The sequence below is a fragment of the Marinomonas ostreistagni genome (genome assembly GCF_016461785.1).
GTDB classification, from domain to species: domain Bacteria; phylum Pseudomonadota; class Gammaproteobacteria; order Pseudomonadales; family Marinomonadaceae; genus Marinomonas; species Marinomonas ostreistagni_A.
The window spans coordinates 46771-70385 of record NZ_JAEMUH010000017.1; the positions used below are offsets into that span (position 1 = coordinate 46771).

The 23615-nt window shown below is 42.0% G+C and carries 22 protein-coding genes; 10 read left to right on the plus strand and 12 right to left on the minus strand.

Annotation, left to right across the window (positions count from 1 at the left end; translation table 11 throughout):
* The first annotated feature begins 60 nt into the window (after nucleotides 1-60).
* Nucleotides 61-987, plus strand: coding sequence for a LysR family transcriptional regulator (locus tag JHD44_RS16260; RefSeq protein ID WP_199463827.1), 927 nt, complete (start codon nucleotides 61-63; stop codon nucleotides 985-987).
* A gap of 7 nt (nucleotides 988-994) precedes the next feature.
* On the opposite strand, the gene JHD44_RS16265 is transcribed toward JHD44_RS16260, so the two are convergent.
* Both JHD44_RS16265 and JHD44_RS16270 read right to left on the minus strand, forming a co-directional pair.
* Nucleotides 995-1825: an inositol monophosphatase family protein gene (locus JHD44_RS16265; protein ID WP_199463828.1), complete on the minus strand. Its 831-nt coding sequence runs from the start codon at nucleotides 1823-1825 to the stop codon at nucleotides 995-997.
* Between the two features lie 104 nt (nucleotides 1826-1929).
* Nucleotides 1930-2247, minus strand: a complete 318-nt coding sequence (locus JHD44_RS16270) for a DMT family transporter (protein WP_199463829.1) — start codon at nucleotides 2245-2247, stop codon at nucleotides 1930-1932.
* Nucleotides 2248-2342: 95 nt separating this feature from the next.
* Between JHD44_RS16270 and JHD44_RS16275 the strand changes: the two genes are divergently transcribed.
* The 6 genes from JHD44_RS16275 (at nucleotide 2343) to gntR (ending at nucleotide 8136) form a co-directional block, all read left to right on the plus strand.
* Nucleotides 2343-3233 (plus strand): LysR family transcriptional regulator, encoded by an 891-nt coding sequence (locus JHD44_RS16275; protein ID WP_199463830.1) that lies wholly within the window; start codon nucleotides 2343-2345, stop codon nucleotides 3231-3233.
* A gap of 219 nt (nucleotides 3234-3452) precedes the next feature.
* Nucleotides 3453-4469 (plus strand): TRAP transporter substrate-binding protein, encoded by a 1017-nt coding sequence (locus tag JHD44_RS16280; RefSeq protein WP_199463831.1) that lies wholly within the window; start codon nucleotides 3453-3455, stop codon nucleotides 4467-4469.
* A gap of 92 nt (nucleotides 4470-4561) precedes the next feature.
* On the plus strand, nucleotides 4562-5113 hold the full coding sequence (locus tag JHD44_RS16285; protein WP_199463832.1) for a TRAP transporter small permease subunit: 552 nt from the start codon (nucleotides 4562-4564) through the stop codon (nucleotides 5111-5113).
* 1 nt (nucleotide 5114) lies between these two features.
* Nucleotides 5115-6431: a TRAP transporter large permease gene (locus JHD44_RS16290; RefSeq protein WP_199463833.1), complete on the plus strand. Its 1317-nt coding sequence runs from the start codon at nucleotides 5115-5117 to the stop codon at nucleotides 6429-6431.
* 72 nt (nucleotides 6432-6503) lie between these two features.
* Complete coding sequence (locus JHD44_RS16295) at nucleotides 6504-6998, plus strand: gluconokinase (RefSeq protein WP_199463834.1); 495 nt, start codon at nucleotides 6504-6506, stop codon at nucleotides 6996-6998.
* A 136-nt stretch (nucleotides 6999-7134) separates the two neighbouring features.
* Nucleotides 7135-8136 carry a gluconate operon transcriptional repressor GntR gene (gene gntR / locus JHD44_RS16300; protein ID WP_199463835.1) on the plus strand — a complete coding sequence of 334 codons (1002 nt, stop codon included), beginning with the start codon at nucleotides 7135-7137 and terminating at the stop codon, nucleotides 8134-8136.
* Between the two features lie 355 nt (nucleotides 8137-8491).
* Here gntR and JHD44_RS16305 read toward each other — a convergent pair whose 3' ends face one another.
* The 4 genes from JHD44_RS16305 to JHD44_RS16320 all read right to left on the minus strand — a co-directional run bounded on the left by JHD44_RS16305 (nucleotide 8492) and on the right by JHD44_RS16320 (nucleotide 13530).
* A complete protein-coding gene (locus tag JHD44_RS16305) occupies nucleotides 8492-9427 on the minus strand; it encodes an AEC family transporter (protein WP_199463836.1) in 936 nt (311 codons plus the stop codon).
* 222 nt (nucleotides 9428-9649) lie between these two features.
* Nucleotides 9650-10579, minus strand: a complete 930-nt coding sequence (locus JHD44_RS16310) for a D-2-hydroxyacid dehydrogenase family protein (protein ID WP_199463837.1) — start codon at nucleotides 10577-10579, stop codon at nucleotides 9650-9652.
* 66 nt (nucleotides 10580-10645) lie between these two features.
* Nucleotides 10646-12988, minus strand: a complete 2343-nt coding sequence (locus JHD44_RS16315; RefSeq protein WP_199463838.1) for a response regulator — start codon at nucleotides 12986-12988, stop codon at nucleotides 10646-10648.
* A complete protein-coding gene (locus tag JHD44_RS16320) occupies nucleotides 12985-13530 on the minus strand; it encodes a heme NO-binding domain-containing protein (RefSeq protein WP_199463839.1) in 546 nt (181 codons plus the stop codon). The genes JHD44_RS16315 and JHD44_RS16320 overlap by 4 nt, the downstream gene beginning before the upstream one ends.
* 153 nt (nucleotides 13531-13683) lie before the next feature.
* On the opposite strand from JHD44_RS16320, the gene JHD44_RS16325 reads away from it, so the two are divergent.
* The 3 genes from JHD44_RS16325 to JHD44_RS16335 all read left to right on the plus strand — a co-directional run bounded on the left by JHD44_RS16325 (nucleotide 13684) and on the right by JHD44_RS16335 (nucleotide 17567).
* Nucleotides 13684-14775: a response regulator gene (locus JHD44_RS16325; RefSeq protein ID WP_199463840.1), complete on the plus strand. Its 1092-nt coding sequence runs from the start codon at nucleotides 13684-13686 to the stop codon at nucleotides 14773-14775.
* A 105-nt stretch (nucleotides 14776-14880) separates the two neighbouring features.
* Complete coding sequence (locus JHD44_RS16330; protein WP_199463841.1) at nucleotides 14881-16284, plus strand: diguanylate cyclase domain-containing protein; 1404 nt, start codon at nucleotides 14881-14883, stop codon at nucleotides 16282-16284.
* Between the two features lie 122 nt (nucleotides 16285-16406).
* Entirely contained in the window at nucleotides 16407-17567 is a 1161-nt protein-coding gene (locus JHD44_RS16335; RefSeq protein ID WP_199463842.1) for an alpha-hydroxy acid oxidase, read from the plus strand.
* 55 nt (nucleotides 17568-17622) lie between these two features.
* Here JHD44_RS16335 and JHD44_RS16340 read toward each other — a convergent pair whose 3' ends face one another.
* The 6 genes from JHD44_RS16340 to JHD44_RS16365 all read right to left on the minus strand — a co-directional run bounded on the left by JHD44_RS16340 (nucleotide 17623) and on the right by JHD44_RS16365 (nucleotide 23397).
* The gene (locus JHD44_RS16340) at nucleotides 17623-18912 is read right to left on the minus strand and encodes an NAD(P)/FAD-dependent oxidoreductase (protein WP_199463843.1); all 1290 of its coding nucleotides are present in this window, start codon (nucleotides 18910-18912) and stop codon (nucleotides 17623-17625) included.
* A gap of 73 nt (nucleotides 18913-18985) precedes the next feature.
* Nucleotides 18986-19435 carry a YaiI/YqxD family protein gene (locus JHD44_RS16345; protein WP_199463844.1) on the minus strand — a complete coding sequence of 150 codons (450 nt, stop codon included), beginning with the start codon at nucleotides 19433-19435 and terminating at the stop codon, nucleotides 18986-18988.
* A 171-nt stretch (nucleotides 19436-19606) separates the two neighbouring features.
* Nucleotides 19607-21316, minus strand: a complete 1710-nt coding sequence (locus JHD44_RS16350; RefSeq protein ID WP_199463845.1) for an acyl-CoA dehydrogenase — start codon at nucleotides 21314-21316, stop codon at nucleotides 19607-19609.
* 115 nt (nucleotides 21317-21431) lie between these two features.
* Nucleotides 21432-22487, minus strand: coding sequence for an AraC family transcriptional regulator (locus tag JHD44_RS16355; RefSeq protein WP_133559837.1), 1056 nt, complete (start codon nucleotides 22485-22487; stop codon nucleotides 21432-21434).
* Nucleotides 22488-22560: 73 nt separating this feature from the next.
* Nucleotides 22561-22893 (minus strand): hypothetical protein, encoded by a 333-nt coding sequence (locus JHD44_RS16360; RefSeq protein WP_199463846.1) that lies wholly within the window; start codon nucleotides 22891-22893, stop codon nucleotides 22561-22563.
* A gap of 72 nt (nucleotides 22894-22965) precedes the next feature.
* Nucleotides 22966-23397, minus strand: a complete 432-nt coding sequence (locus JHD44_RS16365; protein ID WP_199463847.1) for a cytochrome b562 — start codon at nucleotides 23395-23397, stop codon at nucleotides 22966-22968.
* Between the last annotated feature and the right edge of the window lie 218 nt (nucleotides 23398-23615).

A 23615-nucleotide genomic window follows, 5' to 3' on the forward strand; every position in this document is an offset into this window, starting at 1 on the left:
TAATCACTCAAATAACCATAAAAAACTCATCAGCTTTCCTTTGTTTCAGAGCGCTTACACATGAACCCAAATCACCTTAAGCAATTAGCAGTCATCATAAAGCAAGGCTCCATTAGCTCAGCGGCCGAACAACTTTTTGTCACTCAGCCTACTCTCACTCGCGCCATTAAACAGCTCGAACAAAAAGTCGGCGCGCCACTGCTAACTCGAACCCGCTATGGTGTTGTTGCGACAGAAATAGGCGAACGCTTAGGAAAAGTTGGCGAGAAAATTTTATTAGATGCGGAACAAAGTGAAGAAATCATTCGCCAATGGCATAGCGGTTTCCATAACGAATTCACTATTGGCATTGACCCTCTTTGGGAATATGCCGCTGTCCACCAAACGACTCATGCATTTTTGCAGGATCCGCGATATGTCTTCCATTTAAGAACTGGCTCAGCGGCGGCACAAATTGAGCTACTTCTAAAGGGTGAATTGGACTTCATCATTGGCCCTGCACATCTGACCGTCGCGCAAAGAGGGTTACATAGGGAGGTAGTGTTTCGAGACAGAGCCGCTATTTTCGCAGGAGCGCGCTCTAAGTTGATCAGTCAAAATAATGATGTAATGACAAGCGACCTATCTAGAAGTAAATGGTTTATCGCAGGGGCTAACGCTGGCTTTATGAACCATCAGCACAACGTTGCGCCAAACAATGCCGCCAAGATTAGTTTCACTGGCAGCATCCATTCTGTAATGAGTCTTTTGAAAACAAGCGAGATGTTGGTTCAGCTGCCTGCTCGTCTTGCATTAATGAGCGGTGCACTGCAACCAGAGCAAATGCTCAATATTAAAGATATGCCAAGTCAACCAAGACGAGATATCGCTTTATGGTCGCGCATTAATGAAACCGAGCGACCAGACGCTCTACGAATTCGACAGTTGATCTTTGATCTTTTGCAAAACTTAGATCAATCAACTCCAGAGTTCGGCTTGGAACTGTAACCTCTGGTTAGCCATACCAACTAAAGTCATTAATAATCTTGTTAACCACATTTCTCGAACGCCCTACTACAATCATTCCCTCTCTCACTGCAGGTCGGTATGACCGGCCATCAAGCATCTGCACGATTCCACCAGCTTCCTGGATGGCCAAGATACCGGCAGCATGATCCCATGAATTTGGCTTCGGACTTATGAAGAAGTCAACGTTATCACTCAACATAGTTCGGTATTCATGGCAGCAACATCTAAGCGCAATCACTCTCGCGTATTTGACTTGTGTTTGGGCTGCCAAATTACGATCGTTTTTATCTTTAAACAGAAAGGGGGAGAATACGCCCACTAATAGCGGATCAGTTTCTTGTTGAGAAAGTACAATCTGCTTTGGTGCGTGGTTCGGCTTAACATACCAAGTCCCGTGCCCCTTAGAAGTCTCAATCCAATCATCATTGACCACATCATAAAGAAGCCCAAAGATTGTCTCGCCTTTAAAGGTCGCAGCAATAAGGACACCAAACGTCGACATACCATTCGCATAGTTCCAAGTTCCGTCGATTGGATCAATAATCAGCACCAAATCTGAAGAGTCCAGCAAGTCCAATACAGACTCATCTTCCGCAACAGCCTCTTCTCCAACAATCAAAGCATTCGGCAACGCTTTTTGAAAGCGTTCAGTCATCGCCTTCTCAGCAGCAACATCAGCAACTGTAACCAAGTCATCAAACCCAGATTTGGTATCAATCGCATCACTTGTTAGAGATCGAAATCTTGTCAAGATTTCTGTTTTAGCAACGTCTCGAACAATCTCAATAAGAATTTGCTTATCTTGTATTGAAAGCATGCATGCTCCTTGCGCTAATAATTTTTCTTTGTAGAAAAGATGATGACCTCACTCTATTACATTCGTTAGTCAGAAACCAATTACTACATTTGTTGTTCTCTTTATCAGTGGGCAAGTTTTAATACGACCACACCAGAAATAATCATCAGAATACCGAAATAACGCATTACAGAACTTGAATCACCAAAAAACAACACCCCAACTAAGAAAGTGCCCGCTGCACCAATCCCAGTCCATACAGCATAGGCCGTACCAATTGGAATTTGCTTTTGCGCTAGCCAAAGAAATAAACCACTGACCGCCATAAAGGCAATCGCCATCAGGATACCGGGCCACTTCACTGAAGAAGTTTGTGCGATTTTCATGCCTAACGGCCAACCTATTTCTGTCAGCCCAGCCAGTAACAAAAATAACCAGCTCATATCTACCTCCAAATTCAGAAGAACTGATAACGTTTGACCGACATAATATCTATAAATATGATGTTCGATAGTTAATAACCATCTAAATAATTCATATGCAAAATCTAGAACACATTCGAATGTTGGTTTTATCTGCGGATTTAGGCTCTTTTTCGGCATGCGCTAGAAAACTGGGTAAAGTGCAATCTGCTGTCAGTCACGGTATCAATGCGTTGGAAATTGATCTTAATGTCACGTTGTTCGATCGTAGCACTCGTAAACCAACGTTAACGCCAGCAGGAGAGCGTCTTTATCGGAGCGCCAAAGCATTACTGGCGCAATCGGATGAGTTCGAACAAATTGCCCATGCCGTTAACCGACAAGAAGAAGGTTTAATACGCTTAGCAATTGATGATGCTTTGGTAACACCAGAAGTACTCGAACTTCTTGAGCAATTCTCTAGACAATATCCACATACTCAGCTTGAGTTATTCGCTCTACCAACACCTGATATCATTCAACATATACAAACAAGAGAAGCAGATTTGGGACTCATGTTTTCTGAAATCAAAACATTTAAAGAAGTCGATTTTGGTTACATTGGTCAAATCAAAATGTTACCTGTTTGCCATGTAGAATCGCCCTTAGCAGCTCAGAAACAAGTAACAGAAACGGCTCTTTACCCCTACCGCCAAGTTGCTATTCGCGGTGGAAAAAAAATTGAGCCGTCAATGTTGGTTAGTATGACGCCAAATGTTTGGTGGTGTTCAAGCACTCAAATAGCCTTAGACTTAATTTTAAGTAAAATTGGATGGGGTTACTTGCCCTACCATCTTGTTAAAGAGGCGCTCAAAGACAAGCGTTTGGTAAAAGTGGACGTTGAGTTTGATCAGAAAATATGGGAAGCGCCAATCGATCTTGTCTGGCAGCGAGGCAGCTCAAAAGGCCCTGCTTTAACGTGGTTGCTACAACAATTCAAAGCTGCCTTTGCTAAAGCGAACGATTAGAAATACATTTTAGAATAGTCAACCTTTCTATCTCATTAATAGATAAACAGTTTTTATCAATACCGTACTAAACGTGCCCTCTACATCGATAGAAATAAAGCAAAACGGTTGACTTAACCAAAATGTTATCGGTAACATTACGATCAGTTACCGGTAACATGCTTCATGTAACTGGTTTCTTTATCATTCCTTCAAAACAATAAATAGCGGGAAGACTTCATGAGCACATTTGCCAAGACGTTACTCACGGCCACACTTACTGGCGCTTTATCTGTTTCAGCATTCGCTGCTGACTACACTTTTAAATTCCAATCATCTGACCCATCAGGTGACAAAAACTTCCAAATCCAAAAAGAATGGACTGAGCGTGTAGAGCTTATGTCTGGCGGTCGAATCAAGATCAACTTGCTTCCGGTTGGCAGTGTTTTTAAACACACCGAGACCCTTGATGGCATCAAAATGGGCATTCTTGATGGTCAGATTACCGCTACAGAATTCTTCTCTGGTAAAGACGCTGCTTTCGGTCTGATTGGTAACACCGTTGGTGCTTGGTCTGATACTAGCCAATTATTGCAATACATTAACTACGGCGGTGGTTACGAGCTAATGAATGAACTTTACGCTCCTTACGGCGTGAAATTCATTGGTGGTTCTACAACGGGTGTTGAATCATTCGTATCGCGTGTACCACTTGATGGCGTTGAAGACTTAAAAGGTCTAAAACTTCGTGCACCTGAAGGTTTAGTACAGCGTGTATTTGCTGCGGCTGGTGCAGCACCAGTAAACCTACCTGGTTCTGAAGTATTTACTGGTCTAAGCAAAGGCGTTATCGACGCTGCTGATTACACCGTATTCTCTACGAACCAGAAAGCGGGCATGAACGACATTGCGACACACCCAGTTCAACCTGGCTTCCACTCGCTACCATTGATCGACGTTTCAATGAGCATGAAAAAGTGGAACAAGCTTCCAGAAGATCTTCAAGCAATCATGACGACTTCGGTTCGTGATTTCGCTAACGACATCACAACTCAGCTACGCATTGCTGACCAAAAAGCAGTCAAAGCGGCTCAAGAAGATCCAAACATTACTATCCACGACTGGTCTGCAGAAGAGCGTAAGAAGTTCCGTGCGATCGCTCGTACACAGTGGGAAGAGTTTGCTAAGCAATCTCCAAATGCACAGAAAGTGTATGACTCCATTACTTCTTACTTAGAAGAAAACGGCCTTCTTTAATCACTACGAAGACCATCGCCAAACCAAAGCAGGAGCCTGCGAACTTGTAAATGACAAGTAAGCAGGCTCCTGTTTTAAACTGGATCCTACCCATGAGCAAAGAAACCTCCATTACAGATACTGAAGATACCTCAGAACAACCACGCAATCTTTTAGATAAAGCCATTGTTCGTATCGGCAATGCGTTAAGTCTGTTGTTTCTGTTTACGGTTGCCATTTCGTTTTATGAAGTGGTGATGCGTTATGTATTCAATGCCCCAACTATATGGGTACATGAATCTGCTTCCTTTCTAGGAGCATGCCTTTTTGTCTTCGGCGGCATTTATGCCTTAGCAACCAACAAACACGTGCGCGTTGTATTGATTTACGACGCGGTATCAGAGCGTACACGCCAATATCTAAATGTGTTTCATCACATTATGGGGCTGATTTTTGCTGGATTGCTTGCCTATGCCGCTTATCAGATGACCGAAAGCGCGGTGCTGTCTCCATTTGGCGACATTCATTTTGAGACGTCAGGCTCAGCGTGGAATCCTCCGTTTCCAGCGTACGTGAAAATTACCATTTTCATCACTATGTGCGTGATGTTCATTCAGTTCGCTCTTCACTTAATTCAAGAAGTACTGAACCTAAGGAAGTCATAAGATGTTTGATTTATCTAGCTTGGGCATTGGCTACGGCAGCCTTTTAATGTTGGTGTCCATGATCCTGCTGCTACTAACAGGTATGCAGTTGGCTATGGTGACAGGTCTTGTGGCACTGGTATTTGCAATCGGTTGGTTTGGAATTGATGCCCTACCCTTGGTGACTAGCCGTTTGTACAGTTTTGTCGGTGGCTACGTATTCTTAGCCGTCCCAATGTTTGTACTGATGGCTGCTTTACTTGATCGCTCGGGTATTGCACGAGACTTATTCGACGCCATGAAAGTACTGGGTCGTAAAGTTCGCGGTGGGGTTGCGGTTCAAACTCTTGTGGTAGCCGTGATTTTGGCCTCCATGTCTGGGGTAATTGGTGGTGAGACGGTACTGCTAGGTATCCTTGCATTACCACAGATGCTGCGTCTTGGATACAACCGCAAGCTTGCTATCGGCACCACCTGCGCGGGTGGCGCACTGGGCACTATGCTTCCACCAAGCATCGTATTAATTATCTACGGCTTAACTGCAAGTGTATCAATTGGCGACCTGTTCAAGTCGGCGTTCCTGCCTGCATTGATTCTAGCTGCGGCATACATGATTTATGTGTTAGTCATTTGTCGCCTACACCCTGAATACGCGCCACTGCCAACAGAAGAAGAATTAGCGCAAGACAGCGACATCAACTATTTCAAAGCACTGTTTTTCCCTGTGCTATCTGTTGCGGTCGTGCTTGGCAGTATCTATACCGGTATCGCTTCGGTAACAGAAGCTTCTGCGTTAGGTGTGGTGGGTATCTTTATAAGTGCTTGGATACGCGGTGAACTAAGTTTCGAGATGCTTAAGGACAGTGCGAAAGCCACCATGAGCACATGTGGCATGATCATTTGGATCGGTATTGGTGCGACGGCCTTAGTAGGTGTTTATAACCTAATGGGCGGCATCGATTTCGTCGAAGAAACGATCCTTGCTCTGTCCGGTGGCAGTGTCATGGGTACGATCCTGATCATGATGGCGATCCTTTTAGTTTTGGGTATGTTCCTAGACTGGGTGGGCGTTGCATTGCTTACCATGCCGATCTTTGTACCCATCATCACTAACCTTGGTTTAGACCCTGTTTGGTTTGGTGTTGTGTTCTGTCTAAACATGCAGGTGTCTTTCTTGTCACCTCCATTTGGCCCAGCCGCTTTCTATTTAAAATCTGTGGCACCAAAAGACATCAGCTTAGGTGAAATTTTCAGCTCTTTATTACCATTTATCGCCCTTCAGGTAAGCGTACTAGCATTAGTCATCATCTTCCCTGAGTTGGCAATTTGGTGGAAGTAAGCGGCCAACCAACCTGTAAAGACACAAGTTATTTCGCAAAGTGCCAGTTGGCACTTTGCTAGAGGGGAAAAAATGATTAATAAAATCATTGTGATGGGAGTTTCTGGCTGCGGAAAGTCTTCAATGGGACAAAAGATTGCAGCGTACTTAGGATTTCCATTTTTTGATGGTGATGATTACCACAGCGAAGCCAATGTCGAGAAAATGCGCCAAGGTATTCCACTTACTGATGAGGATCGATTTGGATGGCTAAAAACACTTAATAGTATTTTAAAAGATCAGCCAACAGCAGTCGTTGCATGCTCGGGATTAAAGCCTGAATATCGAGATATATTGCGTCACGGTGTTAATGACCTAAGGATTATTTATCTTCAGGGTGACTTCGACACTATTTGGCAACGTCATCAAAAACGTGACGGTCACTATTTTAATGGCAAAGAGATGCTTGAGAGTCAATTTGCGACCCTAGTTGAACCTAATGAAGAAGCAGATGTATTCGCAGTAGATATACGTATGTCAATCGAAGAAGTATTCCAGAGATGCATTACAGAAATTCAGATTCGTTAACCTAAACGAACTGCTTTTCGACATATAAAGATAGCTAACTTCTTATTATTCATTTATTTTTTGGCTCATTACACAATGCGCATAAGATGTGCATTGTGTTATTGTCTCAATTAACAAAGTAAACAAGATCCAAACAATGAAAAAAAAGCGTGCTACTTTACAGGATGTGGCGGACCGAGTCGGAGTCACGAAAATGACCGTCAGCCGCTTTATTCGCAACCCAGAACAAGTATCTGATGCATTACGTGATAAAATCGAAGCCACCCTAGATGAACTCGGTTATATACCTAATCGCGCACCCGACATTTTGTCCAAATCAAAAAGCCATGCTATTGGTGTCTTGTTACCCTCTTTGACCAATCAAGTATTTGCAGAAGTCATACGTGGTATTGAAACGGTGCTCGAACCAGAGGGGTATCAAACCATGCTGGCACATTTTGGCTACAGTCAAGAACTTGAAGAACAGCGCATCGCCACTCTACTTTCATACAATGTTGATGCGCTAATCATTTCAGAAAGCCAACACACACCCAAAGCACAGAAAATGCTGGACAATGCGGGGGTACCTGTCATTGAAATCATGGACTCTACCTCCAAAAGCCCGCTCCACACTATCGGTATAGATAACTGTGCAGCCGCTAGAGAAATGACCCAAACCATGATTGATCATGGACACCGAAATATCATTTATTTTGCTGCTCGAATGGATCAACGCACCCTACAAAAGATCGATGGTTATAAACAAGCCATGAACCAACACGGTCTTAAATGTGTTGTAAAAGAAACTCGAAGTGCCTCTTCATTTACTCTAGGCGCACAGTTTTTAGACGAAGTTTTAGCAGAGCATCCAGATATTGACGGCATCTTTTGTACCAATGATGACTTAGCCATCGGCGCATTATATGCCTGTCAAAAGAAAGGACTTAAAGTACCTGAGCAAATAGGCATTGCCGGTTTTCATGGGCATGACATTGCTCGTGCAATGGTCCCTTTATTAGCAACGGTGATTACCCCTCGCGAAGAAATGGGGCGACTCGCTGCAACAGCTCTGTTAGATCATCTGCAAGGTAAAAGTTCATTACAAAAAGTGGTCGAGCTATCGTATCAAATAGAATGTGGTGAGAGCATTAAGCCATAAAAAAAGGAAGTATGCGGGGTTTTGAAGAGTCGCACATACTTCCCTTAAAGGGTGATATTAATCATCATCACTAGCCTTTTTAAATGGTTCAAAAAGGCACCAAGTCAATAAGTAATCCCCCATTTATGATGACTTACCAACTCAGTGACAATGATAAAAATAGATCACCATTCCATAGAGGACTTCGCTTACAAGATAAGGCAGAACAAATTTGCAATGCGATGTCGAGAGACATAATAGTGCTTTTAAAAAAACCACATCTTGCTGATTGCGCCGACTATCACATCATTTACGACATAATTAGGATGTGAAATGGAATGCATAACTATTTGATTAATCTATTGATAACAAAACCCTATGAAGGAAGTATTAACAACATAATACTAATAGAGAAAAATGATATTAGCGTTGTAAGCATCAATGTACTTGAGCAAAAGCTTCGCTGCCCGTAGGCTTCACCAATGATTGGGTAGATACTAAACATTGGCACAGCTGCAAATAATAATGCTGAGACTTGAAGCACGTGCGGCATATTCGGAAAAAACATTAGCAAACAGAACACCGTTGCGGGGAATATCAATAACTTTGATACAGCTACGATCGCCATTCTAGTTTTACTACCTTTAATTGATACACCAACAAGAGACCCCCCTATTACAACTAATGCACAGGGGGCAGCAGCGGATGCAAGTAAGCCAAGTGAACCTTCCACAGAAGTTGGCATAGTCATACCAGACAACGACATCAATACACCAAGAAATACAGAAAGGATAATTGGATTGGTTGCAACACGTTTTGCAACGGTTAATAACACTTGTTTTTCTTCGTTTGAATCTTTTTTGAAGTATGTTTCCGCCAATATCAAACCAAGTGGCAAGAATAAAATATTCTCTACAACGAGTGACATGGCAAAAGCTTGGACGGGGGCATTATCCAAATACTGCAAAAGAATTGGATAGCCTATAAATGAACTATTTGGCATCATGGCCCCAATTCCTGAAATAGTGCTATTCCCCCCAGATTCATTAAGTAGGCGTTTACTGATAAAAAAGCTCATCAGAAATGCTGTGAGGCCACCGAATGCGTAGACCAATATATAGGCAAAGTCCACAACCTCTCGCAAGTCCAGTGATGAGATTTTTGTCACCATCACTGATGGCAAGGCAAAGTACAATACAAAGCGACTTAAAGCAGGAAGCGATGCTTGAGGCAAAAATTTGAGTTTAGTGCCTAGAAAGCCTAAAAAAATAAGTAAAAAAATCGGTGCTGTAGTATTAAGAACAACGTCCAAAGCCTATACCTGCCATCAAGAAATAATTAGCGATGCTAATTGAAAGGTAAAGCAAGAGATACATGCTTTAGGAATATTGAAGCACTATTACAAAAAAAGAATAGCTAGTCAGCGTTATCACTCATTCTTTTGGCTGTGAGCTTAGGTCCTTATGACTCGGCGATAAGGATAGACATTAATTTATAACGTAACGAACAAGCCAAGTCATTAAACTAAATTATGCTACTGACACCAGTTTAATAAGTTTTCAAATGCCTTTCCGAAATACAATTCATAACTATTCTTTTCGACATAGCCAATATGAGGTGTTGCAGTCACGTTCTCAAGACTTAATAGTGGATCCAGCAATGCTGGCTCATTATCAAACACATCTATCGCTGCTTGTCTTGTTGGGCAGTGCTGTAATGCTGAGAATAAAGCGTTATGCTCGACAAGTTCAGCTCGACTTGTATTAACGAAAAGAGCATTTTCTTTCATATGCGAAAGATCCTCTGCAGTAACACAGTGCTTAGTGTCCTCATTGAGGCGTAAATGCAATGAAATAATGTCTGCTCTAGAAAAGAAATCGGCTTTAGAGGATGCAGCACTGAAACCATCTAGCACTGCTTGATCACGTGACGCCTCTCTACCCCAGATTAGAACGTCCATTTCGAAAGCTTTGGCGTAGCTAGCAATACGCTTTCCGATCTTGCCATATCCCCAAATTCCGAGCGTCAAACCTTTTAAAGACCGACCCAACCCTAAGTTTCCTGAACTTTGCCAAATATGTCCCTTTAAGTTACTGCTATAACTGGGAATATGTCGTATCGCTGACATTATTAACGCCCAAGTCAACTCTGAAGGTGCTACAGGTGAACCAACTCCCTCTAGTACTTCAACACCGTAACGTTTGCATACGTCGACATCAATATGGTGACTGACCTTTCCTGTCTGACTGATCACTTTCAAGTTCGGTAGTTTTTGTAAGAGAGACTCTGTGATTAGCGTACGTTCACGAATAAGGACAAGCGCTTCAGTATTACTCAATTTTTCTATTAGTTCAGATTCTGTATAGGTCTGTTGAAGCACTTCGACCTCATGCCCGTCAAGCAAGGCAAAACAATTTAAATCTCGTACAACATTCTGGTAATCATCTAAAATAGAAATCTTCATAATTGCGTTAACCTAGCCTTGGTTTTTATTATTACCAATAGTGTATACCAAGATTATAAAAGAAACTTATGAATGCAGCTGTTCTAACAAACTATCTGCAATTTTCGCAGCATGAGTGAACTCAAAGTCTTCAAGGCTTCTCGATAATTCATTCAGTGCATCCGCAACGTCTGCAGCTTCGGAAAATTTTTCCAGCTCAGGCAAGAAATCTAGTGCTTGTGCGTCACCCGTTTCTGAATAGCGTTTGATCAAATTTAGAATAGATAACAATGATTCTGATCCATTTTGATCATTAGAACTTGTTGGTTTCTCAACTATGGATTGTAGTAATTCAAGGTTACCTTCTAGCTCTAATAATTCATGTGTTACCCGATCAATCAGTGCTTCCACAAATTTAAGGTTCAGTACACTAATATTTTCTATTTCCCTTGCTGTAGCCAGAAGGTTAACCGCACCTAAGTTGCTAAAAATCCCTCGTAAATCATGGCCAAGAAACCGTAACGTATCTAATTGGTTTAGGTCACATAATTCACGAACTTTATCATTGAGTTTCGGATACTTACGTTTATATCTTGCCCATAAATCCAGATATTGAGTCAGTCCCCCAGGTATACGCTCCAGTGATTTTTTCAGGTTCAAACCAGGCAAACTTTCCGGTAGCTGACTATGTTGACTGATGACCTGAATACCTGATTGATTTGACGCTTCGCGCCACTTTATCAAAACTTGCTTTAACTCAGATGGATCAATAGGTTTAGTGATATGGTCATTCATTCCCGCATCAATGCTTTTATCATAATCTCCTACCATGGCATGAGCGGTTAATGCAATGATCGGTAAATCCGCATACTGTGCTTTGCTCCTAATCATTCGAGTCGCTTCAAAGCCATCCATTAATGGCATCTGAACATCCATAAGGACTAAGTCAAAATCCTTGTTAGCTAGGATAGCTAAAACTTCTTCGCCATTTGTCGCAGTGTAAGTAATGACACCTAATTTTTCCAAAAGGCTTGTAACAATCATCATATTAATAGGATTATCTTCGGCAACAAGCACCTTCATGCCATCTAAAACGCCCTGATCACTATTTATGAAGCTTGCAGCTGAAGAATCTAGTTTTCCAGAAAGCACAAGGGATATTTGATGGCACAGCTCTTCAGGAGTACGCAAGTTTGTCAGAAATCGAAAGCTGCCTTTAGCAAGGCTATTAAAAGTACATTTTTGAGCTTGTGAGCAAATGATAATGATCCTTTCATCTATGTTATCACTCGCCCCCATAAGCCAATCAATCCATTTTGATACACTGGTTTCGGGCATCCCTCGTGCATCGATGATATGTATGCTCTCAGGAGGTAATTGGTTAGCTGGAAAATCAGGCATGTCACCTGGCCAGAAATGCTTAACAATAGGACCAAATGAATTTAAAAAACGAGGCACCGAAGGCTTAGTCGTTAATAATGTTACCGATTTTAGGTCATTAAGCTCGACAAAAACCTTTTCTGGTTTCGAAGCCAAAGGTAAGCTCAAACAAATACGAAACGAAGAACCAGCTCCTAGCTTGCTTTCTAGGGCAATTTCTCCGCCCATAATTTCCACAAGCTGTTTTGTAATAGATAGTCCAAGTCCAGTCCCCCCATAAGTCCGACTAGTCGAAACATCAGCTTGTGTAAATGGCGCAAACAATGACGTTTGTGCCTCTTTACTAATGCCAATGCCAGTATCCTTAACCACTATTTCAATATTTACTTGATGCTCAGTTAGCTCCAACAAATATACAGAAACAGAAACAAATCCTTGCTGGGTGAACTTGATCGCATTATTAACTAAATTGGTAAGAATTTGATTGAGACGAACCGCATCTCCAAGCAAGTGTCTTGGAACATTAAAGTCATAGTCAACATAAAGCTCAATCCCTTTTTTATGAGCATTCAAATGATTTATGTCGTATACCTGCCTCAAAACCTCATCTAAATACAGCTCATGCTGATCAACTTTAAGTTGTCCAGACTCTATTTTAGAAAAATCTAAAATATCATTTATAATGACCAATAAATTACTGGCCGAAAGTTGTATTTTATTAAGATAATCTCGCTGGGCATGGTCTAAATCTGTTTCATTTAATATATGAGACAACCCAATAATGGCATTCATTGGTGTACGAATTTCATGGCTCATGTTGGCCAAGAAGTAACTTTTATGACGGTTAGCAGTCTCTGCAAGCTCGAGAGCAGAGCGTAATTCTTCTGTTCTACGCCTTACAAGCTCTTCCTGTTGGGAAACCAAATCGCGAAGATGGGTGTTAGCCTTAAACAATTCGCTCGCTTTTTGTTCCAACAACGCTTCCGCTTCAAGTCGAGCACGTTTCTCTCTTTCTAAGCGTTTTTGCAGTCGCTGTTCAATATCGCTCATGCTACACGTGAGATATTAAAATGAGTTTCAAATTGTTCATTTGAGTCAAAGCTTTCATGAGTAATAGCAAGCTCTTCCCCAAAATGTTTAGCACAGCCCTTGATCAATCCTAACGCTAACCTTGAAAAAGGTCGCTTGGAGCGATACTCCATGTGCAGAGTGACAGAATCGATACGCTCACATCGAAATTCAGGTAATTCCGCATCAGGGTACAGTTTTAGAACTTCGACATGAATCGCAGTGTCGACCACTTCAAGTAGTTCAAGTGATGTATTTCTCCCCTCTGCAAGCATCGGATATTTAGAAATAAGTACACCGAACAGATGCTCGCCAAATGCTTCAATCAGGGTGTCAACAGGCAAATTTGTCAGTTCACTTAAGCGAACAACCAATTTGATCATGTCGGTGTGGCCGTAGTAGCCCACAGAAGTAAAAGCTCCGCCAGTGCTCAAGTTAGGTGTTTCTAAGATCTCATCGAGTACCTCATCTGAGAACTTATCTTCAACCATGTCCATAAAGGTAGTGTAAACAACGCCCATCATAATGGTAATCCCTCACAAAACTTAACCAAGTTGATACCATTCAGGCTAACACAACGCTTCCACTTTGCTATAGCATATGTGAATAAATTTGTTACAGGTTGTGACTAGCAAGTACTGATTAATAAAGCAGCCATTGGAAATGAAGGAGAGACCATGAGCGAATCAGATCTTAAAACCGTACTAGTAGTGGATGACGAACCGGTTAATATCAGTGTTCTCTCTGGCACATTGCGTAATCAATATCGAGTCATCGTTGCGAAGTCTGGTAAACAGGCGTTAGAACGTATAGAGCAAGTCATCATTCCAGACATCATTTTATTAGATATTATGATGCCAGAGATGGACGGTTATGAAGTATGCCGCATTCTAAAAGCCAAACCTGAAACAAAGGATATCCCGATTGTTTTTGTGTCAGCCATGTCCGATCATCAAGATGAAGAAAAGGGCTTATCTCTCGGAGCAATGGATTACATTAGCAAGCCGTTATCACCATCCATTGTGTTAGCACGAGTACAAAACATTTTACAATTTAAAGAAGCGCAGAGAGCTCTTGAAAGTCAAAACAAACAACTTGAACAAAAAGTTGTAGAACGTACTCAAGAGGTTTTCCTCACTCAGAATGTTACCATCCATGCACTTGCTTCATTAGCTGAAACACGTGACAACGAGACCGGAAACCATATACGCAGAACACAGCACTATGTGAAAACGTTGGCGACAAAATTAATGGCAGATGGTCACCACTTAGATGAGCTTAATGATGAGAATATTGACTTATTATTTCGCTCGGCACCATTGCACGATATTGGTAAAGTCGGAATACCTGATCACATCTTGTTGAAGCCAGGTAAACTAGACGTAGACGAGTTCGAGATTATGAAAACTCACGCCCAACTTGGTGCTCAAGCTTTAGCCGTAGCAAATGATGCTGTAGGTGAAAGCGATACCTCATTTCTACGGTTTGCTAGAGAAATTGCCGAGTGCCACCATGAAAAATGGGATGGTTCTGGTTATCCTAAGGGTCTAAAAGGTGAAGACATCCCTATTTCAGGTCGCATTATGGCTTTAGCAGATGTCTATGATGCGCTTATTTCAGAACGAATCTATAAGCCGGCGTTCTCTCATGAAAAAGCCAAAGGCATCATTCTTGATGGTCGTGAAAAGCACTTTGACCCAAAAGTGGTGGATGCATTCTTAGCAACGGAATTAGCATTTATAGAAATCGCTGAACAGTTTAAAGATTAGATTCATTACGAATTTTAACCTGAAACTTGTTTAAAACCTGCAGTGTACCCACTAGTATTTAAACAAATTCAAAATAGGTAATGCACGAGCAGCAATGATATTGCAGTGCCTCAACGTATGTTTAAAGCCTACACGCACCACAAATTATTAGCTTTTTTTCTTTTTACGATAGCTTTTTGGCTCTCGGCTTTTTATGTGATTGATTTTTATTCTACTTTGAGCCAAAACCACAATCACAAACTCCAACAGCAAAGCGTCCTAAAAGAGGTAGCCTTAATTAGAGCACAAATAGAGTCTGAAATTTATAAAGAAGTCTCGCTCGCTGACGCCTTAACGACGTCTCTTATGGTAAACACTGAAAGCACGCTACAGCATTGGGATAAAATTGCACAAAAGCTCGTTAATAACTCAACTTATGTACGCAACATTGGCCTATATCCCAACGATGTTATTAGTCATATCTATCCACTTAAAGGCAACGAAGCGGCCATAGGAATCAATTTCCGAAATATTCCTAAGCAGTATCAAGCGATCGTTTATACCCGCAACTCTGGCAGTGTTTATCTAGATGGACCAATTTCATTGGTGCAAGGTGGTCAAGCTGTCATCGCGCGTTTTCCAATTTTCTTAGATTACCCAATTAATAAGCAGTATTGGGGAGGAGCTAGCGTCGTACTTAATTTGGAACAACTTATTAATAATAGTGGTATCAGTAACGTTAAAAATGCGGATATCGCATTAAAGCGCGTAAACTTAGATGGCGATGATCAAGTCTTTTATGGTGACAGCCGCCTCTTTCAGATAGCAGATGAATTTGTGCCAATTTTTTTGCCACAATCAAAATGGACAATGGCTGTTCGATACCGCTCAGACACACAATCCACTCTATTTTCAGTAGATCAACGTATTTATATACTGGGGGTTGGAGCAAGCGGCATTCTATACATTGCTTTTTTAATGCTTTTTCGTGCTTACACTTTAGCTCATTACGCTTCTATTCAAGATGAGTTAACGCATTTAAATAATCGTAGGTACTTCTTCCAGTTTCTTGAAAAAATAAGATTTAAAACAACAAAGAATCAAGGATTTACATTATTCAGCATTGATTTAAATGACTTCAAATCTATTAATGACAACTATGGTCATGAGGCTGGAGACCGTTTATTGAAACATGTCGCCAAAAGACTATCAGAGGTCACTAATGAACATGGATGTTTAGCACGTCTTGGCGGTGATGAGTTCGCCATTATTTCTACCAAAATTTCGACCCAAGAAGCAGCAGATGCTTTCGCGCAAAACATTGAAAAAGCTATTTTAGAAAATGAACTGAAATGGAAGAAACAATCACTTTACGCCAGCGTAAGTATTGGTTATGCCGTTTTCGAACAAGGCAATGATGATACAATAGAGACGCTTTTATCAAAAGCGGATCGAAAAATGTATGACCACAAGCAAAAATACTATCATCGAAAAGAGTTTCCTGGCGGCCATCACGACTACATTATCTAGATAATTTTCCTATATCTGAACGTCTCTACCACTTTCGTATTACATCAAAGTAAACTCCTTAGTTAGCCCGACAAGATATGATAAATTTGCCGCTTTACAGGACTCACCAACAGGAGTAACAAATGAGTCAAATTTGTGAGCTTGCAGATTTACAGCGTTTATATCACAAGCGCGTTCCTAAAATGTTTCAGGGTTACTGTGAGTCGGGCTCATGGACCCAACAAACACTTGGGCTAAATAAATCTGACTTCCAGCGTATTTTGTTCCGCCAAAGGGTCGCAAGGGATTTAGAACCCAGGTCTTTAGCCTCTCAGATGGTTGGGCAAGATGTTAAAATGCCTGTGGCATTGGCCCCAGTTGGGTTACTTGGCATGCAACATGCTGACGGTGAAATTCTTGCTGCGCAAGCCGCAGAAGAGTTTGGTATTCCTTTCACCCTATCCACGATGAGCATCTGCTCTATTGAAGCGGTTGCCAAAAAAACTCAAAAGCCTTTTTGGTTCCAGCTTTATGTTCAGAAAGATCGTGAGTTTACTAAGAAGCTTATTGAACGAGCAAAAGCAGCGGGCTGTAGCGCACTTGTCGTAACACTCGATCTCCAAATGATTGGCCGTCGTCACGCAGACCATCGCAATGGTATGACCGCACCTCCAAGATTAACTCTACCCAATATCATTGACATTGCCCGTCGCCCTAAGTGGGCTCTTGGTATGGCCAATACTCGTAATAAAGCCTTCGGTAATATCCAAGGTTGTGCGACCGGCGTAGATGACATGTCTGATTTGATGAAATGGACAGCCGGCTCATTTGACACCAAGTTGAATTGGGAAGACATCCGTTTTTTCAGAGAGCTTTGGCAAGGCCCTTTGATCATCAAAGGCATAATGGAAGTTGAAGATGCTAAAGAGTGTGTGAAACTAGGCGCTGATGCAATAGTTGTCTCCAATCATGGTGGCCGTCAGTTGGATGGAGCACGATCAACGATATCCACTCTTCCAGAGATTGTTGCGGCAGTTGGCGATCAAATAGAAGTTTGGCTAGACAGCGGCATTCGCAGTGGACAAGACATCATTCGTGCAAAAGCACTGGGGGCAAAAGGTGTTATGGTAGGTCGCCCGATGGTCTACGGTTTAGGCGCCATGGGTAAAGCGGGCGTATCCAAAATGCTGGAAATATTTCACCAAGAAGCAGAACTTACCATGGCGTTTATCGGTCATCGAGACATAGCCAATGTATCTCGCGATGATATTGTTTTTCAGGAAGAATCATTTAAGAACGTATAAACGCTCACTCACACTAAGGGCAAACACCATCCCTTAGTGTGAGCAGAACTTTTCCCTAGTGAAGCTTCAATTTTGGCTTAACAACTTTCCCGATTCGTTGAGCCGCTAGGATAATCATTGCTTTAAACCAACCGTGTATGGCAATTAGGTGAAGGCGATAAAGAGAAACGTAGACAAATCGAGCTAAGCGCCCTTCCACAAACATAGATCCCTTCATCAGATTGCCCATTAGACTACCTACGGTACTGTAACGGCTTAAATTCACCAGAGAGCCGTAGTCCTTGTATTCATATTCCTTTAATGACTCCCCTTTTAGCGAGGCCAAAATATTCTCATGAACTAAGGACGCCATTTGGTGCGCGGATTGAGCTCGCGGCGGTACAAAAGAGCCGTTCTCTTGCTTACAAGCACAGCAGTCACCAATGACATACATATCGTCAAACTCAGTACTTTGTAACGTGCCTTTCACTAGGATCTGGTTATTTCTTGTGATTTCGAGTCCTTCAATGTTTTGAATAAACTCAGGTGCCTTGACACCAGCGGCCCAGATCATTAAGTCTGCGCTAATCACTTCTTCATCAGCCGTCACCAACCCTTCCCTTCGAGCTTCGGTAACACGAGTGCCTTCATGCACATGAACGCCTAGTTTTTCCAGTTCTTTCTTTGCATTATTCGCAATACGATCTGGTAAAGCAGGCAGAATGCGTGGGCCAGCCTCAACTAGCTCTACTTTTACCTTCTTTGAGGACATTTCAGGCATACCATAGGCTTTAAGTAAGTCTGCAACATGGAACAGCTCTGCCGACAACTCAACGCCTGTCGCACCACCACCTACAATGGAAATGTTAAGTTGCTGATCGCCCCCCATTTGATGAATACGCAGAAACTGAGTCAAAAGGGCTTGCTGGAAACGCTCTGCTTGGCGATGGGAATCTAAAAAGTAGCAATGTTCCGCAACGCCTGGCGTACCGAAATCATTACTCACACTGCCTACAGCCATCACAAGTATGTCGTAAGAGACTTCTCTGACCGGCAACACTTCACGGCCCTTGTCGTCTTCCATGCTCGCAAGACGAACACATTTCTGATTTGGATCTACGTCAATGGCTGTGCCTAATTGAAAATCATAATAATGCTTAGCTGAGTGGGCACGGTAATTAATTCCATCTGTATTGATATCTATAGACCCAGTTGCCACCTCATGCAGCAAAGGCTTCCAGATATGGGTTTGAGAACGATCGATTAACGTAATTTTTGCTTGCTTACGTTTACCAAGGCTGTGGCCAAGACGGGTTACTAACTCAAGACCGCCTGCACCGCCACCAAGAACAACGATGTGTTTCATTTAAAAATCCCCAAATTGTGAATGATTTGCTAAACATTTCTGCTTGCTTAGCAAATCATTCATCTCTTCACATCTACTTGGGGCGCTTAGCGAGAAGTCTATCTAATGTGTTCGCAAAATTAGCTTTATCTTTATCACTAAAAGGAGCGGAGCCGCCAGTATCAAATCCGCTGGAACGCATCTGATCCATAAAGTCGCGCATGGCTAACTTCTGCTTAATGTTTTCGAGGGTAAATAGCTCACCTTTAGAGGTGAGAACGGTTGCACCGCGGGCAATACAATCAGACGCCAAGGGAATATCTGAGGTAATCACTAAATCTTCTTTGGCTACATTCTGCTCAATGTACAAATCGGCTTCGTCAAAGCCACTAGGAACGACTTTACGTGTTAACCACTTGCTATTTGGTAAGGCAATCGCCACATTGGCAACAAAAACACAGACTATTTCACATCGTTCTGCAGCTTTGTATAGAACAGGCTTGATGGCGTTGGGACATGCATCAGCGTCCACCCAGATTTGCATTGATAACTCCTTCTACAAGAAGCTCAATTATTCCTATTGTCTAAAGATTTGGCTATAGCTTGAGGGAAAATTATTAGATGTTTTTATTATAATTAATGAGGTATCCATTTATTAAACCAGTGTTGAAAATTAATGAATACCTCATTTAGTAAATTACCCATTAAATATATTTTATTTATTTAATAGAGTAACATTTGGTATAGATTGATCGCCCTTGAATCCCTTTACAGATTCTGCGGCGGTATTGGCTCGAAGAAGAATGTGATCAAAATAGAATTTTGTCTTTGCCAACCAAGCTTTATCCGCAGCAGCGTCTTGCGCTCCTTTGAGCAGTAACCATCCACCTAACACGTAACCAGATTGCATCATGTAATCAAAAGCAGCTTCTGAAACATTTACTTGCTGATCCAACATCAGTTCTGTGGAGGACTGCAGCAGTTTAACTTGCAATGAAAGAGCTTTGACATGCTCATCATGCTGAGCAAAGCTTGCCAGATCCGTAGCTATCTCTTCAATTAACGCGGCCATGCCAGCACCTTTGTCAGCTTTCAGCTTACGACCAACGAGATCGAGTGCTTGGATTCCGTTGGTGCCTTCGTAAATTGGCAAAATACGTGCGTCTCGGTAAAGCTGAGCAACACCCGTTTCTTCTATAAAGCCCATGCCACCGAAAACTTGTACTGAAGTAGAAGTAATCTCGAGCGCCAACTCAGTTAGCCAGCCTTTCACAATTGGCGTATACAGCTCATTTCTAACGAGATGAGACTTGTCAATCTTGGCAAGATCCCCTTCCACTGAAGCGGTGTACATCAAGGCACGCATCGCTGACAGCATACTGGCCATTTGCCATAGCATGCGACGCACATCACCATGTTCAGCGATAGCAACCTTCCCTTCTACGCCTTTTACATTACCTTGTTTTCGATCTTGAGCGTATTCAAGCGCCATTTGATAAGCCGCTTCAGCCACTGCCAACCCTTGTAAACCAACACTTTGTCGAGCGTTGTTCATCATCGTGAACATTGCCATTAGACCATTGTTCTCTTGCCCCACTAAATAGCCTAATGCCCCCTCAGACTCACCAAATTGCATGACACAAGTCGGCGACCCATGGATACCAAGCTTATGCTCTAAAGAGATAGGGTAAACATCATTTCGAAGACCTGGCTGGTCGTTTTCATCTAAGAGATATTTTGGTACCAAAAATAGCGAGATCCCCTTAACACCCTCAGGCGCATCAGGCAAACGAGCCAATACCAAATGAATGATGTTTTCACTCATTTGATGGTCACCCCAGGTGATAAAGATTTTCTGACCATATATACGGTAGTGATCACCTTCCCTTTCGGCTTTAGTTTTGATTGCAGCCAAATCACTGCCGGCAGAAGGTTCAGTTAGATTCATGGTGCCAGTCCATTTCCCAGAAATCATATTAGGGAGGTAGGTAGACTTCAGCTCATCGCTTGCGTGGGTTTCGATGGCGTCTACCGCACCTTGAGTAAGAAGCGGACACAACGAGAAGGAAAGGTTAGCCGATTGTACACCTTCGTTAAAGGCCACCTCCAAAGCACGTGGTAACGCTTGACCACCAAATTCTTCAGGGGCACTTAACGTGGTCCAAGCAGCTTCTTGTAATGCGTCATAGACGGGTTTGAATGTCGCCGTTTCTTGAACACAACGATTAACCATCTTTGGCGGATCTAAATCACCTTGGCGATTTGTCGGAGCAACACATTGCTCAGCGAACTTTCCAGCTTCACTGAGAATTGGCTCCAGTAAATCGTCACTATAATTTGGAAATTGTGCCTCGAGACGCTTTAATTTTGCGATATGCTCGAGGCAAAACTTAATTTCAGTAGCTGGGTATTGGTAACCGCCCATTGTCTCACTCCTTATAATTTTTATTGTTTTAAGAGTGGTAAATATACGCGTTTTCAACAATGGCAAATGATCGCTAATTCACTAACATTTGAGTTCAACTATATTGGTAGCGGCACTACTTAAGTGCCTTAAAATCAGCATGTTTGCGGTATTCACCCGGCGTCATCCCAGTCCATTTTTTAAATGAACGATAGAACGCACTTGGCTCTTCAAACCCCATTAGCGCAGCAATCTCATTAAAAGATAATTGTGGTGCGTTGATGTAAGTAATCGCAGCTTCTTTTCGACATTCATCTTTAATTTGCTGAAATGAGGTATTTTCATCCGTTAAACGTCTCCTCATTGTGGAAACACTCATATTTAGCAATTGAGCCACTTCCTCAGCAGAGAGCATCTCTTGCGAAAAGTCTTTCCCCAAAATAGAAATCACACGGGATTTAAGGCTATTGTCATTATCCACCATCACAAGCAGTTGATAAGGTGCTGTTTTCAGAAAGCTACGTAAGCTCTCTTCATTCTGAACCAAAGGCATATCAAGATATGAGGCAGGAAAAACTAAAGCATTGCCGTGCTGAGAAAACTTAATGTCAGATTGAAATAAGGTTTGATAGTACTCCACATCATCTGGGCGCGAAGCAGTGAAATAGGCAGCCTTTAAAACGAGTCGCCGGCCAATCAACCAACTAATAAAGTGGTGCCACATTGACAGTGTACTTCTGACACGCTCTCGAGACTCAAACGCCTGATCCAGAGAAATATCTTTCTCTAGCTCTATGGATTCAATCGGCGCAAAAGTCACTTTCGCAAAGCGACCTTTTTGCACCACAATTGGCTTTATGGTTGGCCCTCTACAAATTTCATAAAAATCGCTACAACGGCGTAATGCTTGCGCTAAATTCTTAGAATGTAGTATGCAAAGGCACATCATTCTGAAAGAACCTTTGGGCATTCTACCACCACTTAATATACCAAATGACTCATCATTCATACGTTGCATTATACGCTGATAAAGCAAGCCATACTGGTATGCCGAAAGCCCTTCCTTAGTGTCAATATCTTGCTTACTAATGCCTACTTCATCAAGTAGAGGCATGACATCGCAACCTTGATTTTCTACGGCACTTAACAAATAGCGCACGCTCTGTGCTGGAACGGTTGCCTTCAATCCCATACAAACGGTCCCCTGTAATTATTTTTAGGCACAAAAAAAGGCCGCATTAACATGCAGCCTTTTCGATTCACAATTAATTTTCTTCCGTTAATGCATCAAGCAAATCGTTTTTAACGAGTTGTTCAGCACTTTTTTCAGGCGCTTCCGCGACTGTTGCCTCTGCAACTTTTGGCGTAAAAGTAAAACGCTTAGGTCTTACTTTTGGCTCAACTTTTTCAGCTTCTGGCAATAAACCCAGACGACCTAGCTTACGTTGAGCCTGCTCTTTTCTTTGCTTAGTTTTCTTGGCATCAAAGCGCGAAGGAGAAGCCGCCTTTCGTGCTTTTTTCTGCTCTTTTAGCATTTCCTTGGTACCAGTTTTACCAAGTTTCCCTTTCATGCTACGGGATTTCTTCATGCGAGACATAACTCACCTCTCTTACAAGACATGTATTGTAGCAATCTAGATCGACTAGGTCACGCTGATCTCATTGACTAATTAGCAATCTGCTTTAAATGCACGATGGCCTTTTTTACGTAGATTACCTATTTCGCCTAGTGCTGTTTTAGCACTGTCTGCATTTTCCTCAGAAACAGCCTTATCCAAAGCCATAAATGCAGTCACTGTATCATCAATGACAGATTGGTAGTCAGCTTGACGTTTTGCTAATTCATCGCCTGACAAGCCTTCCTCTGTAAACAAATAAGGCTTTTCATTACGAGCATCTTTTAGCTCCGCAATAATCTTGTCAATTCGCACATCAGCCGCTGCGTAATCTTCTTTCTTTACTTCAAAAGCCAAGCTTTTCATTTCAGTTTTAATGGTTTCCATGTGCTCATGTAAAGCTGTGTCATCACAACTAGCATGAGCAAGGCTACTAAAACTAGCCGTCATTAAAACACTGGTTACAAGTACTTTCTTACTTAACATCCATCTCTCCTATTGCAGCCAAGTCAATTACATCCACTTTATCTTATAGAGTCACCTAAATCAGCAAGGTTCCACAATTTCCTATATTAAATGAGACTATTTCGATTGAATGCATCAAAATGACATCATAAATTAGAAATAACATAAGATTTTTTGATATTTTGGTGACTTAAGTACGCCATGTACTAGACAACACCCTCATCCCAAGCATTGAGTTG